The 12,040-nt window shown below is 74.5% G+C and carries 13 protein-coding genes and 1 pseudogene; 6 read left to right on the top strand and 8 right to left on the bottom strand.

From position 1 onward, the window contains the following. Nucleotides 1–131 precede the first annotated feature (131 nt). From AB0O29_RS31770 to AB0O29_RS31760, 3 genes are all read left to right on the top strand, one after another. Nucleotides 132–776, top strand: a complete 645-nt coding sequence (locus AB0O29_RS31770) for a YndJ family protein (protein ID WP_365158593.1) — start codon at nucleotides 132–134, stop codon at nucleotides 774–776. Nucleotides 777–856: 80 nt separating this feature from the next. Then, nucleotides 857–1,387 (top strand): DUF1990 domain-containing protein, encoded by a 531-nt coding sequence (locus AB0O29_RS31765; RefSeq protein ID WP_365158588.1) that lies wholly within the window; start codon nucleotides 857–859, stop codon nucleotides 1,385–1,387. A gap of 11 nt (nucleotides 1,388–1,398) precedes the next feature. Further along, nucleotides 1,399–2,838 carry a lipase maturation factor family protein gene (locus tag AB0O29_RS31760; protein ID WP_365158585.1) on the top strand — a complete coding sequence of 480 codons (1,440 nt, stop codon included), beginning with the start codon at nucleotides 1,399–1,401 and terminating at the stop codon, nucleotides 2,836–2,838. Here the strand turns inward: AB0O29_RS31760 and AB0O29_RS31755 are convergent. Next, the gene (locus AB0O29_RS31755; RefSeq protein ID WP_365158582.1) at nucleotides 2,818–3,810 is read right to left on the bottom strand and encodes an NAD-dependent epimerase/dehydratase family protein; all 993 of its coding nucleotides are present in this window, start codon (nucleotides 3,808–3,810) and stop codon (nucleotides 2,818–2,820) included. The genes AB0O29_RS31760 and AB0O29_RS31755 overlap by 21 nt on opposite strands. Before the next feature lie 205 nt (nucleotides 3,811–4,015). Further along, the gene (locus AB0O29_RS31750) at nucleotides 4,016–4,186 is read right to left on the bottom strand and encodes a hypothetical protein (RefSeq protein ID WP_365158596.1); all 171 of its coding nucleotides are present in this window, start codon (nucleotides 4,184–4,186) and stop codon (nucleotides 4,016–4,018) included. A gap of 291 nt (nucleotides 4,187–4,477) precedes the next feature. Between AB0O29_RS31750 and AB0O29_RS31745 the strand changes: the two genes are divergently transcribed. Further along, a complete protein-coding gene (locus AB0O29_RS31745; RefSeq protein WP_365158580.1) occupies nucleotides 4,478–4,879 on the top strand; it encodes a hypothetical protein in 402 nt (133 codons plus the stop codon). Between the two features lie 78 nt (nucleotides 4,880–4,957). Here AB0O29_RS31745 and AB0O29_RS31740 read toward each other — a convergent pair whose 3' ends face one another. After that, nucleotides 4,958–6,439 (bottom strand): SDR family NAD(P)-dependent oxidoreductase, encoded by a 1,482-nt coding sequence (locus AB0O29_RS31740; RefSeq protein ID WP_365158577.1) that lies wholly within the window; start codon nucleotides 6,437–6,439, stop codon nucleotides 4,958–4,960. Between the two features lie 281 nt (nucleotides 6,440–6,720). Between AB0O29_RS31740 and AB0O29_RS31735 the strand changes: the two are divergent. Next, nucleotides 6,721–7,545, top strand: a pseudogene (locus AB0O29_RS31735) (DMT family transporter); the annotation flags it as partial. A gap of 42 nt (nucleotides 7,546–7,587) precedes the next feature. On the opposite strand, the gene AB0O29_RS31730 reads toward AB0O29_RS31735, so the two are convergent. The 5 genes from AB0O29_RS31730 to panD form a co-directional block, all read right to left on the bottom strand. After that, a complete protein-coding gene (locus AB0O29_RS31730) occupies nucleotides 7,588–8,997 on the bottom strand; it encodes a transglycosylase family protein (RefSeq protein WP_365158574.1) in 1,410 nt (469 codons plus the stop codon). A 130-nt stretch (nucleotides 8,998–9,127) separates the two neighbouring features. After that, nucleotides 9,128–9,322 carry a hypothetical protein gene (locus AB0O29_RS31725; RefSeq protein WP_344157050.1) on the bottom strand — a complete coding sequence of 65 codons (195 nt, stop codon included), beginning with the start codon at nucleotides 9,320–9,322 and terminating at the stop codon, nucleotides 9,128–9,130. A gap of 44 nt (nucleotides 9,323–9,366) precedes the next feature. Next, nucleotides 9,367–9,990, bottom strand: a complete 624-nt coding sequence (locus AB0O29_RS31720) for an aspartate/glutamate racemase family protein (RefSeq protein WP_365158591.1) — start codon at nucleotides 9,988–9,990, stop codon at nucleotides 9,367–9,369. An 8-nt stretch (nucleotides 9,991–9,998) separates the two neighbouring features. Continuing rightward, complete coding sequence (locus AB0O29_RS31715) at nucleotides 9,999–10,340, bottom strand: GNAT family N-acetyltransferase (RefSeq protein WP_365158571.1); 342 nt, start codon at nucleotides 10,338–10,340, stop codon at nucleotides 9,999–10,001. Between the two features lie 15 nt (nucleotides 10,341–10,355). After that, nucleotides 10,356–10,775: an aspartate 1-decarboxylase gene (gene panD / locus AB0O29_RS31710; RefSeq protein ID WP_365158568.1), complete on the bottom strand. Its 420-nt coding sequence runs from the start codon at nucleotides 10,773–10,775 to the stop codon at nucleotides 10,356–10,358. A 241-nt stretch (nucleotides 10,776–11,016) separates the two neighbouring features. Here panD and AB0O29_RS31705 point away from each other — a divergent pair, with 241 nt between their 5' ends. Beyond that, nucleotides 11,017–11,955: a serine hydrolase gene (locus AB0O29_RS31705; RefSeq protein WP_365158565.1), complete on the top strand. Its 939-nt coding sequence runs from the start codon at nucleotides 11,017–11,019 to the stop codon at nucleotides 11,953–11,955. Nucleotides 11,956–12,040 lie beyond the last annotated feature (85 nt).

The following is a 12,040-nucleotide window of genomic DNA, read 5'->3' as shown; positions in this document are numbered from 1 at the left end:
GGCGTCTGGTGCGTGCTCTCGGCGTGCCGGGCGGAAGCCCGCGTACTGGACGTACTTGGCTTTCGCCCGGTGCGGCGAGAGCACGCACCAGGCGTCGCGGGGCAGACGGGAGTTTGACGACAGGCCCTAGGCTGCTCCGCCACCCCGGCCGGCCCGGCGGCGGACGCCTCCCCGGCCCGGCCGAGGTGGCGGTGCTGACGGCCCTGGCCTCGCCCTCGGTCGCCGGGATCGCCCTGGTCGCCGAGCGGGCCGGGTACCGGCTCTTCGGCTTCGACCTGGACATCCTGGCCCTGACCGTCCCGCACTTCCACTTCGCCGGGTTCACCGCCGCCCTCGTCGCCGGCCTGGTGTGCCGTTCGGCGGCCACCGGCCGCCGGGCGCGCTGGGCGGCGTACAGCGTGCCGGCGGGGACCCTGCTCGTGCTGGCCGGGTACTTCGTGGACGACTGGGCCGAGCTGCTGGGCGCGGTCGTGCTGAGCGCGGGCATGTGGACGGTGGCGCTGGCGACCTGGCGCGAGCTGCGGCCCGCCGCCCGCGACCGGACGACCGGCGCGCTGCTGGCGGCGTCGGCGGCCGTACTGGTGGCCACCATGCTGCTCGCCCTGTGGTGGGCGGCCGGCGAGGCCACCGGGATCACCCACCCGACCCTGGCCTGGATGGCGGCCACCCACGGCCTCGGCAACGCGCTGGGCTTCGCCCTGTGCTCGCTGCTGGCGTGGCGGCGGCGCGCCGCCGGCCGGGCCCCGGACGCCCGGCCGGCCACCGCCCCCGCCTGACCCCCGCCCCCGACCGCCGGCCCCGCGACCCCCGCCGCCGACCGCCGCCCCGACCGCCGCCACCCGAACGGAGACCCCCCGTGACCCGCCTCCTCAGCACCCCCCGGCACGTCCTCAGCTACCCCGAACACGGCGCGACCCTCCGGCGGCCGCTGCCCGACGGGTACCGCCACCTGCACCACCGCACCCGCATCGGATACGGCCGGGAGGTCTTCGAGGCGGCCGGCGCGGCGGTGCTCTCCTTCCGGATGCACCGGGCCGCCGGGGCGAGCGTCCGGGCGGACGGACCGGCCGTCCCGGGGGCACGGGTGGAGATCGGCCTCGGCGCCGGGCCGCTGCGGATCGGCGTTCCGTGCGAGGTGGTCGCCACCGCGCACACCCCCGGCCTGACCGGATTCACCTACGGGACCCTCACCGGTCACCCCGCCTGCGGGGAGGAGTCCTTCCTGGTGGAACTGGCCGCCGACGGCAACGTCTGGTTCGAGGTGACCGCCTTCAGCCGCCCCGCCGCCTGGTACACGCGCCTCGCGGGGCCGCTGCTGCCCGTCCTCCAGCGCGCCTTCGTCCGCAGTCTCGGCCGCCACCTGCGCACGCTGGCCGCCACCGGCTGATACTGGAGTCGATGGACTGGTTCACGGCGCCCGGGTACTGGCTGGGCCGGCTGGTCTTCCAGCGGGCCCTGGCCGGCGTCTACCTCTTCGCCTTCGCCGGGGCCGCCCTCCAGTTCCGGGCGCTGATCGGTGCCCGCGGCATGCTGCCCGTGCCCCGCTACGTGCGGTACGTGCCCTTCCGGCACGCCCCGAGCCTGTTCCAACTGCGCTACTCCGACGGGCTCTTCGCGGGCTGCGCCTGGGGCGGCGCCGCCCTGGCGGCGGCCCTGGCGGCGGGCGCCGGGGACCTGGTGCCGCTGGCTGCGGCCATGGGGATGTGGGCGGTGCTCTGGCTGCTGTACCTGTCGATCGTCAACGTCGGCCAGACCTGGTACTCGTTCGGCTGGGAGTCGCTGCTGCTGGAGGTGGGCTTCCTCGCGGTCTTCCTGGGCAACGCCCGGGTGGGGCCGCCGGCGGCGGTGCTGTGGCTGCTGCGGTGGGTGCTGTTCCGGGTGGAGTTCGGCGCCGGCCTGATCAAGATGCGCGGGGACGCCTGCTGGCGGCGGCTGACCTGCCTCTACCACCACCACGAGACCCAGCCGATGCCGGGGCCGCTGAGCTGGTTCTTCCACCACCTGCCGAAGCCGCTGCACCGGGTGGAGTGCGCCGCGAACCACCTCACGCAACTGGCCGTGCCGGTGCTGCTGTTCACCCCTCAACCGGTGGCCTCGTACGCGGCCTGGACCATGGTGGCCACCCAGCTGTGGCTGGTGTTCTCGGGCAACTTCGCCTGGCTGAACTGGCTGACGATCACGCTGGCCCTGTCGGCCGTCGACTTCACGGGGATCGCCGGGCCGCCGCCCGCCGCCGCCTCGCGCGGGGCACCCCTGTGGTACGCGGTCACGGTGTGCGCGCTGACCGTGCTGGTGCTCGTGCTGAGCCGGCACCCGGTGCTGAACATGGTCTCGCGCCGCCAGGTGATGAACCGCTCCTTCGACTCCCTGCACCTGGTCAACACCTACGGCGCCTTCGGCACGGTCGGCCGGATCCGCGACGAGGTCGTGGTCGAGGGGACCTCGGACCGCGTCCCCCGGGAGGACGGCGACTGGCGCGAGTACGGCTTCAAGGGGAAGCCCGGCGACCCGCGGCGGCTCCCCCGCCAGTTCGCCCCCTACCACCTGCGGCTCGACTGGCTGATGTGGTTCGCCGCCCTCTCCCCCGGCTACGCCCGGGACTGGTTCGGGCCGTTCGTCGAGCGGCTGCTGGCGGGCGACCGGGACACGCTGCGGCTGCTGGCCCACAACCCGTTCCCGGACGCCCCGCCGCGCTTCGTGCGGGCCCGGCTGTACCGCTACCGGTTCACCACCTGGCGGGAGTTGCGCGAGACGGGCGCCTGGTGGCACCGCAGGCCGGTACGGGAGTACCTGCCGCCGACCCGGCTCGCGGAGGCCTCAGCGGCCGAGCCCGAGTAGCGCCGCCTCCCGCTCGGCGTCGAGGCCCTTGGCGGACCGGTCCGGGCGCAGCGGCGCCTTACCGCCGAGCGACCGGAGCCAGGCCCAGGTGTCGGCGACGGTCTCCTCGACCGGGCGGCACTTCAGTCCGGCGGAGAGGGCCTTGGTGACATCGGCGCGGAACATGTGGTCGTGCAGTTCGCCCGGGGGCAGCCAGCAGGGCAGCTCGGTCCAGGGCTCGACACCCGCCTCCACGATGCGCTCCGGGTCGGTCCAGCGGAGCTCGGCGGCGCCCCCGGTGACGGCCGCGCAGGCTTCGAGGAAGGAGCCGATGGTGGCGTGTCCGGACGGGGAGGACACGTCGTAGGGGCCGCCGAGGCCGGCCTCGGCGGCGTCCAGGGTCCAGTGCGCGAGGTCGCGGACGTCGACGTACTGCATCGGCAGGTCGCGGGGGCCGGGGGCGAGGGTGGGGCCGCCGCGCGCGGTCCGGTCCAGCCACCAGGGCAGCCGGCCGACGTTCTCGTACGGGCCGAGGATCAGCCCGGCGCGGACCAGGAGGGCCCGGTCGCCGAAGGCCTCCTGGACGGCGAGTTCCGCGCCCCGCTTGTCCTCGGGGTAGGCGGTCGGGCCGGCGTCGGGCGAGCCCTCGACCAGGACGCCGTCCTCCGTCCGGCCGGCCGGGGCCGGGTAGGCGTACACGGAGCAGGTGGAGACGTAGGCGTACCGCCCGGCGCGGCCGGCGAGCAGGCGGGCGGTGTCGCGTACGGCGGTGGGGGCGCCGCTCCAGGTGTCGACGAGGAGGTCCCAGGTGCCCTCGGCGAGGGCGGCCAGGCCCCCGGGCGCGGTGCGGTCCCCGTGCACGGCGCGGACGCCGGGCGGCGGGGCGTGCCGGCCCCGGTGGAAGACGGTGACGTCCCAGCCCCGCTCCAGGGCGTCCTCAGTGATCGCGCGGCCGACGAATTCGGTTCCGCCCAGCATCAGCAGCTTCTTCATACCGGTCAGCCTGCCCGGGCGGGCGGGGCGGTGAAAGCCGTGATCGCCGTCAGCGATGACGCTGAGGGCTGATCGGGAACGGGAACCTCCGGCGGGGTCCGGACGGTCGTGCCGCGCCCCCGTCACCGTGGGGTGCGGGGGCGCGGGGGCGTCGTGCGGGCCGTGGGCCGGTGGCTCTGGCGGATCCGGCTCCGGCGGGCCGGGCCTAGTCGATGCCGGGCAGGATGTGCGGCTCCGCGAGGTCGTCCTCGTAGCCCGCCAGCCTGATGGGGGCGGATCGGGCCCAGACCTCGAGGCTGCCGAGTTCGTCGGACCGGGTGTTCGCCCCCCGTCCCGTGAGCTCCATGGTCGGGTTGGGCTTGGTCGTCTCAGTCACCGCGCACTCCCTTGTGTCGCGTAACCCGGCAGGCTCGACCGCGTGCCGGATAGGGAAATTAAAAGGTCTTCCGGACGCGGTGGCGCCTTGGTGGAGCGGAGCCCGGGTGGGGGTTCCTTGCGCATCAGGTTACACATATGAGCGGGGCCCCGCTCGATGGAACGGTAAAATCCACGCTGGACCGCTTGTTTTCGCCGCGAGTTCAGGAACTCGTCCTCCGGCGTGTCCGCCGGGGCTGATCTGCTCGGCGAAGGCGGCGGCGTGCGAGCGCGGACGACGGAGGGAACGGCGATGGCCAGGTCAGGAGTGCCCGCGATCGGCAGTGTCGACGAGCTGATGGAGCTGCTGCACGCCCATCACGCCGGACCGGACGCGCCCGGGCGGGACCTCGGACTGCGCACCGCGGCCCTGCTGCGCCGCTCGCACCCGTACGACAAGGAACTGCAGGTGGCGGGGCTGCTCCACGGGCTGGAGGGCCTCCCGGCGGCCCCGGGGGCGGAGGCGGCCGGGGCGCTGCGCGCGCTGCTGGGCGAGCGGGTGGCGGGGCTGCTGGGAGGGGGTGCGGCCGCTGCCGACGCGGAGGTCCTGCACCAGGCCGCCCAGGCGGGACGGGCGGCGGGGCCGGACGCCGGGGTCGTGGAGGACTGGCGTCCGGTGCTCGAACTCGTCGCGGCCGGGGCCTACCAACTCTGACGCCGGGATTGACCCGAAAGGATGACGGGCCGGCCCCGTCCCCCACCTGCGCGGGGACGGGGCCGGCCCGTGGTACGGCTACCAGTTGGCGGGCGAGTAGTCCTTGAGGAAGACTCCGTACAGGTCCTCGCCGGCCTCGCCGCGGACGACGGGGTCGTAGACCCGGGCCGCGCCGTCGACCAGGTCGAGGGGCGCGTGGAAGCCCTCCTCGGCCAGGCGCAGCTTGTCGAAGTGCGGGCGCTCGTCGGTGATCCAGCCGGTGTCGACCGAGGTCATCAGGATGCGGTCGGTCTGGAACATCTCCTGGCCGCTGGTCCGCGTCACCATGTTCATCGCGGCCTTGGCCGCGTTGGTGTTGGGGTGCCCCGCGCCCTTGTAGCCGCGGCTGAACACGCCCTCCATCGCCGAGACGTTGACCACGTACGCACGACCGCTGGACGCCTTGCGCGCGGCCTCGGCCATCGACGGGCGCAGCGCGCTGATCAGGATGAACGGCGAGGTGTAGTTGCACAGCTGGGTTTCGAGCAGCTCCACCGGGGAGATCTGGTCGATGGTCTGCACCCAGGTGTTGGACTCCACGACGTCCGGCAGCAGGCCGCCCGCGTCGATGGCGGTCCCGGCGAGGTGCCGCTCCAGGCTGGCGTTGCCCGCGACGAGGGCGAGGTCGGCGACCTTCTGCGCCTCCAGGCCGCTCACGCCGACGGGCAGCGCGGCCAGGCCGTCGACCGCGCCGGAGTTGAAGGCGCCGATCACGTGGTGGGCGGGGAGCTCGCCGGCCGGCAGCGGGGCGCTCTCGCCCTCGACCAGCGCGGCGTAGGCGGTGGGCAGGCGGCGCACGGTCTGCGTCGCGTTGTTGATCAGGATGTCGAGCGGACCGGCTGCGGCCACCTGCTCGGCGAGGGCCACGGACTGGGCCGGGTCGCGCAGGTCGATGCCGACGACCTCCAGGCGGTGCATCCACTCCGCCGAGTCCTCCATCGCCTTGAAGCGGCGGATGGCGTCCTTGGGGAAGCGGGTGGTGATCGTCGTGTGGGCGCCGTCGCGCAGCAGCCGCAGCGCGATGTACATGCCGATCTTGGCGCGGCCGCCGGTGAGCAGCGCGCGCTTGCCGGAGAGGTCGGCGCGGGCCTCGCGCCGGGCGCGGTTCTCGGCGGCGCAGTCCGGGCAGAGCTGGTGGTAGAAGTAGTCGACCTCGACGTACCGCGTCTTGCAGACGTAGCAGGAGCGCGGGCGCTGGAGTATCCCGGCGATCCGGCCGGCCTCGGTGACCGAGGAGGGCAGGATGCCCTCGGTCTCGTCGTCGATGCGCTCGGCGGAGCCGGTCGCGGTCGCCTCGGTGACGGCCTTGTCGTTGGCGGTCTTGGCCGCGCGGCGCTCCTGGCGGCGGCGCTGCTTGACCGTCCGGTAGATGCCGGCGGTGGCGCGGCGCACGGTGATGGCGTCCGGGTGGTCGACGTCGATCTCGTCGAGCTCGTCGAGCACGCTGAGGCAGACGGCGAGGCGCTCGGGATCGATGCCCGGCCCGTATGCCTGGTTGTCTTCGGTATCGGTCACCGTCATGGCCGCTGCCGTTCCTTGCTCGCTCGTCCGCGTCCGCCTGCTGCGGAAGTCCCCAAAACGGAAACTGTACGGAGCCGACACGCCCGGGACCAAACCCGTTCGCGTCACCCTCACCGACCGCGAGTGGGGTGTCACGGTATGGAGGGGATCACTCCCCTTCGTCCGTACGGGTGCGGCTTGCGCGTACTCCCCCTGGTGTATGCCAGGAGGATGACTCGGCCCTCGATCAAGGGGCCCGTGGACGGATGAACGGCGGGCCCCGGTCGGGCATGGTGGATCCCATGAGTGCCCTGGCCCTGTCGGTCCTGCTCTGCCTGGTGTCGGCCGTCGCGTACGCGGGCGGTGCGATCGTCCAGGAACGCGTCGCGGCGGACTCCCCGGACCCCCGCGCCCTGGCTCCGCTGCGCCGCCCGGGCTGGTGGGCGGCGGCCGCGCTGAACGGAGCGGGCTCGCTGCTGCACGTGGTGGCGCTGGCGTACGGGCCGCTGAGCCTGGTCCAGCCGCTCGGCGCGCTGACGATCGTCTTCGCGCTCCCGATGGCGGCCGTGTGCGTGCGGCGCCGGGCGGGCGCGGCTGCCTGGCGCGGGGCGGTGCTGGCGACGGCGGGCCTGGCCGGGCTGCTGGCCCTGACGGGCGGGGACGGGCCGGGCCGCCCGGCCCTGGCGGGCGGTGAGCGGGGCGTGCTGCTGACCGTGACGGCGGTGGCGGTGGCGGCGCTGGTCCTGGCGGCGGGCCGGATGGAGCGGGCGGTGCCGCGCGGCGTGCTGCTGGCCGCGGCGGCGGGGACGGCCTTCGGGATGGCCTCGGTGTTCACGAAGTCGGTGGCCGAGGGCCTCGCCCCCGGCGGCCCGGACGTGCCGGGCGGGACGGGGCCGGGCCTGGCGGCGATCGCGGTGCTGGCGGGGTCCGGTCTGCTCCTGTCGCAGGCCGCCTACCGGGGCGCGGGGCTGACCGCCCCGCTGGCCACGGTGACCGTGGTGAACCCGGTGGTGGCGGCCGCCGTCGGGGTCACCCTGTTCGACGAGGGCTTCCGCCACGGGGCCGCCGGGGCCGCGGCGGCGCTGGCGAGCGGCGCGCTGGCGGCGGCCGGCCTGGCGCTGCTCACGGCCGTGCCGCCGCGGGTGCGGGAGCCGGGCCCCGCGGCCCCCTCAGATGCCGACGCCCTTGCCCCGGAGGTACTTCAGCGGGTCGATGTCGGAGCCGTAGGCGGGGCTGGTGCGCATCTCGAAGTGCAGGTGGGGTCCGGTGGTGTTGCCGGTCGAGCCCGAGCGGCCGATGCGCTGGCCGCCGGAGACCTGCTGGCCGGCCTTGACGCCGAGCGCGGAGAGGTGGGCGTACTGGGAGTAGCGGCCGTCGGCGTGCTTGATGACGACCTGGTAGCCGTAGGCCCCGGCCCAGCCGGCCGACTCGACGGTGCCCGGGCCGACGGCCTTGATGCTGGTGCCGGTCGGCACGGGGAAGTCGACGCCCGTGTGGTAGCCGCTCGACCAGGAGGAGCCGGCGACGTGGTAGGCGGTGCCGAGGGCGGCGTCGACGGGGGCGGTGAACCCTCCCGAGGCGGGCTTCTGCTCCGCTGAGGGCTTCTCGGCCGGCTTGGCGGGCTGGGCCGCCTGCTCGGGCTTGGGCTTCTCCGCGGGCTTCTCGGCCGGCTTGGACGGCTCGGGCGCGGGCTTGGACTGCTCCGGCTTGGGCTGTTCCGGCTTGGGCTTGGTCTCGGGTTTCGCGTCGTCCTGCTGCTTGTTCGGCTCGACGGGTTTGACCGGCTCGGCGGTGCGCGGCGGCTTCTCCGGGTTCTGCGCGGGGGGCGCGACGGTGACCCGGAGGGTGAGCCGCTGGCCCGGGAAGATCAGGTTCGGGTTGCCGCCGACGGTCTCGCGGTTGGTCTCGTACAGGGCCTGCCAGCCGCCCTCGACGTGCTGCCGGCCGGCGATCGAGGACAGCGAGTCCCCGGGCGCGACGGTGTACGGGTTCGGCAGGACGGTGGTGCCCGTCGGGCTGGGCATGCTGACGGGGGTGCCGGTGGTGGCCTTGGTCGGCTGGATCCGGTCCATGGGCGCCTGCGTCTGCGGCGGCTTCGCAGCGGGCGTCGGGGCCTTCGCGGACGGCTGGGCGGAGGGCTGGGCGGAAGGCTTCGCCGAGGGCTTCGCGGACGGCTTGGCGTCGGCCGCCGGTGCGGCGGCGCTCCGGCTGAGCCCGGCGCGGGGTCCGCAGGCGGGCCAGGCGTTGGGGCCCTGCCCCTTGAGCACCTTCTCCGCGACGGCGATCTGCTGGTCCTTGGTCGCCAGGTCGGCGCGCGGGGCGTAGGCGGTGCCGCCGAATTCCCGCCAGGTGCTCTGGCTGAACTGGAGCCCGCCGTAGTAGCCGTTGCCGGTGTTGGTCTGCCAGTTGCTGGTCGATTCGCAGGCGGCGACCTTGTTCCAGGTGTCCACGGCGGCCGCCTGGGCGTCCCCGGCGCCGATGAGGGGGAGCGCGATACCGGCGCCACCTGCGGTGACGACGAGCGAGGCCCGGTTGATGCTGCTCGGCTGATACCGGCGGTGCCGGCCCCGTACACCCATGGGAGTCCCCCTGGAAGACATCAGGAACCGCACAACCTAACGGCGTCCCGATGTCCTGACAAGGGCGACAACCAGCCGTTCCGAAACCGGAGTTGACCCCCGTACGGGCCTCAGCCGGCCTCAGCCGGACTCAGCTCAGCGGGCCCGGCTGCGGGATCGGCGCGGGGCCGGGCGGCGGGGGCACCGGGTCGGGCTCGGGGAACGGCGGCGGGACCGGCGGCACCGGCCTCGGCACCGGTCCGGGGTCCGGCAGCGGCGGGTTCGGGGAGGGGACGGGGTCCGGTTCGGGGACCGGCGGCTGCGTCTGTTCCGCGTTTCGCACCATAGACCCCACCTTCCCCCGATCTCGGCCCGTACGCCCCCCGAGCCTCAGCCCGTCCGGCCCCCGAGCAGCGCGGCCGCCAGCCCCGGGGCGGGGCTGGACAGCACGGGCAGGCGGGTGCGCACGAGGCGGGCGGCCCCGGCCATGGAGGCCTGGGCCAGCACGATGACGTCGGCGTCCTCCACCGCGTCCGCGGCCCGGGCCACCACCTCCAGGTACCCGTCGGCGTCCCCGGCCTCGAACCGCTCCCAGGCCCCGTCGACGACCCGGCTGCGCACGGTCACCGCCCGCCCGCCGGCCTCCTCGGCCAGCAGCTCCTCGGTGGGCTCGACGGTGGAGGCGAGCGCGGCCAGCACGGCGATCCGCGCCCCACGCCGTACGGCCTCGGCCGCCATCGGCCGGTCCACCCGCAGCACGGGCACCCCGAGCCGGGGCCCCAGCGCCTCCGCCCCCGGGGCCGCCACGGTCGAACAGGTGACGAGCACGGGCCCGCGCACCCCGTCCAGCACCTCGCACACCTCGTCCGCCACGGACCGCGGCCCGCTCTCCCGGGCCCGGTCGAGCAGCCGCGGCACCACGAGGTGCCGCAGCTCGGCCCCGGGGTGCCGCTCGTCCCGCAGCGCGTCGAACACGGGCACGTGCACCGGCGAGGTGTGCAGCAGGGTCAGCACCGGCTCCGTCACCAGAGGTCGGAGTCCCGGTCCAGCTGCGCGATCGCCGCGTCGACGACCTCCGCCGGCGCCGCGGGCGCCCGCTCGGGGTTCTTGGCGGCCCACCGCGCGGCATAGGGACAGAGCGGCACCACGGGCACCCCCTCCTCGGCGGCGATCGCGTAGAACCGGCCCACCAGGTCCCCGGCGATCCCCCGCCCCTCGTGCCCCGGCTCGACGACCGTGTGCACGGCCACGAGGGCGTGCGGCTCCGCCTCCAGCGTGAAGTAGGCGATGAAGCCCACCACCGCGTCGTCCTCGACGGCCAGCAGCCGCCCCGCCTTGCGCTCGTCCAGCAGCTCGATCGCCATGGTCCCCGACTCCCCTCAGACAGCCACCGCGTGGGGGCTGCGCTCCTGGTCCGTACCGGGCACGGGAGCGGACGGGTCCGCCCCCAGCTCGATGATCCTGTTGTCCCCGTCGACGTGCACGACCCGCGGCTTCAGCACCCGTGCCTCGGCATCCTCGACCTGCGCGTAGCTGATGAGGATGACCAGGTCCCCGGGGTACACGAGGTGCGCGGCGGCCCCGTTGATCCCGATGACCCCGGACCCCCGCTCCCCCTCGATGACGTACGTCTCGAGCCGCGCGCCGTTGGTGATGTCCACGATGTGGACGAGCTCCCCCGGCAGCAGGTCGGCGGCGTCGAGCAGGTCGGCGTCGATGGTCACGGAACCGACGTAGTGCAGGTCGGCCTGGGTGACGGTGGCCCGGTGGATCTTGGACTTGAACATGGTGCGAAGCATGTGGAATCTCCCGAAAGGTCTGCTCCCTGCCCGCGTTCCGCGGGTCAAGGGCGATGTCCGGAGCCTACCGCGCCGCGCGTGTCCGTCCAGCGGTCCGGGAGTCTTTCCGGATCCGGCCGGGCTCGGCGGGGCAAGGCCGGTCGGGGTCGGGGGCGGGTGACGCCGTGTCAGGTGGCGCGGAGGTGGGGAGACCAGGTCGTGTCCTGCCCCGCCCGGCTTCTCCCACTCCTGTGAGGATCGGATGATCGCCAACCTGATGCGGCGCGCCCGGGGCGCGCTCGCCGTCACCGTCACCGCCGGCGCCCTGCTCACGGCCGCCGTACCCGCCCAGGCCGCCGCCGCGCCCGCGCTCAGCGCGGCCGGCGCGATCCTGGTCGACGGCTCCACGGGGGCCGCGCTCACGTCCAAGGCGCCGGACGCCAGGCGCCAGATGGCGAGTACGACCAAGATCATGACGGCCGTCGTGGTCCTGTCCCGGCCCGGTCTGGACCTCGACCGGAAGGTCACCGTCAAGCAGCTGTACCTCGACTACGTCTACCGCAAGGGCGCGAGTTCGGCGGGGCTGAGGGCGGGGGCGACCCCCACGGTCCGTCAGCTGCTGTACGCGATGATGCTGCCCTCGGGCTGCGACGCGGCGTACGCGCTCGCGGACGCCTTCGGGACCGGCACGAGCACGGCCGGGCGCACCGCGGACTTCATCGCGAGGATGAACGCCGAGGCGAAGGCGCTGGGGATGACGGGCACGGTGTACGACAGCTTCGACGGCATCTCGCCCACCGGGAACAACCTGACCACTCCCCGCGATCTCGCCAAGCTCACCCGGCGCGCGATGACGGACCCGCTGTTCCGGACCCTGGTGAAGACGGCCGCGTACGCCACCGGCGGCACCTCGACCCTCGCGAGCTGGTCGAACAGCAACCTGCTGGTCCAGCCGCGGCCCACCGGCTACGGATTCCCCGGCGCCGTCGGGGTGAAGACGGGGACCACCACGGCCGCGGGCAAGTGCCTGGTCTTCTCGGTGACGCGGGGCGGGAAGACGGTCGTCGGCGTGCTCCTCGGCGACGAGGAGCGGTACGCGGACTCGATGGCACTGTCCGACTGGGCCCTCGGCCCGGCCGCGGGTTCCGGCACGGCGCTGCGGCGCGGGAACACCGACCCGATCCCGGACGTCCTCGACTGACAGTGATGATGTTCGTGGTGATGTTGCCGGTGGGTCTGACTCATCGACTGACTGACGCTTCGGCTGTCCTGTTTGGGATTTGTCG

The sequence above is a fragment of the Streptomyces sp. NPDC089915 genome (genome assembly GCF_040684675.1).
In the GTDB taxonomy this organism is placed as follows: domain Bacteria; phylum Actinomycetota; class Actinomycetes; order Streptomycetales; family Streptomycetaceae; genus Streptomyces.
Note: the sequence above shows the minus strand (reverse complement) of the source record. Positions and strands in the feature narration are given on the sequence as shown.

What these genes read in the sequence shown, in the direction of transcription:
- AB0O29_RS31740 (WP_365158577.1), bottom strand. Translation starts at nt 6,439, where the DNA reads ATGACGGTGACCGATACCGAAGACAACCAGGCATACGGGCCGGGCATC.
- AB0O29_RS31745 (WP_365158580.1), top strand. Translation starts at nt 4,478, where the DNA reads ATGGCCAGGTCAGGAGTGCCCGCGATCGGCAGTGTCGACGAGCTGATG.
- AB0O29_RS31715 (WP_365158571.1), bottom strand. Translation starts at nt 10,340, where the DNA reads ATGGCGATCGAGCTGCTGGACGAGCGCAAGGCGGGGCGGCTGCTGGCC.
- AB0O29_RS31725 (WP_344157050.1), bottom strand. Translation starts at nt 9,322, where the DNA reads ATGGTGCGAAACGCGGAACAGACGCAGCCGCCGGTCCCCGAACCGGAC.
- AB0O29_RS31705 (WP_365158565.1), top strand. Translation starts at nt 11,017, where the DNA reads ATGATCGCCAACCTGATGCGGCGCGCCCGGGGCGCGCTCGCCGTCACC.
- AB0O29_RS31755 (WP_365158582.1), bottom strand. Translation starts at nt 3,810, where the DNA reads ATGAAGAAGCTGCTGATGCTGGGCGGAACCGAATTCGTCGGCCGCGCG.
- AB0O29_RS31730 (WP_365158574.1), bottom strand. Translation starts at nt 8,997, where the DNA reads ATGGGTGTACGGGGCCGGCACCGCCGGTATCAGCCGAGCAGCATCAAC.
- AB0O29_RS31760 (WP_365158585.1), top strand. Translation starts at nt 1,399, where the DNA reads ATGGACTGGTTCACGGCGCCCGGGTACTGGCTGGGCCGGCTGGTCTTC.
- panD (WP_365158568.1), bottom strand. Translation starts at nt 10,775, where the DNA reads ATGCTTCGCACCATGTTCAAGTCCAAGATCCACCGGGCCACCGTCACC.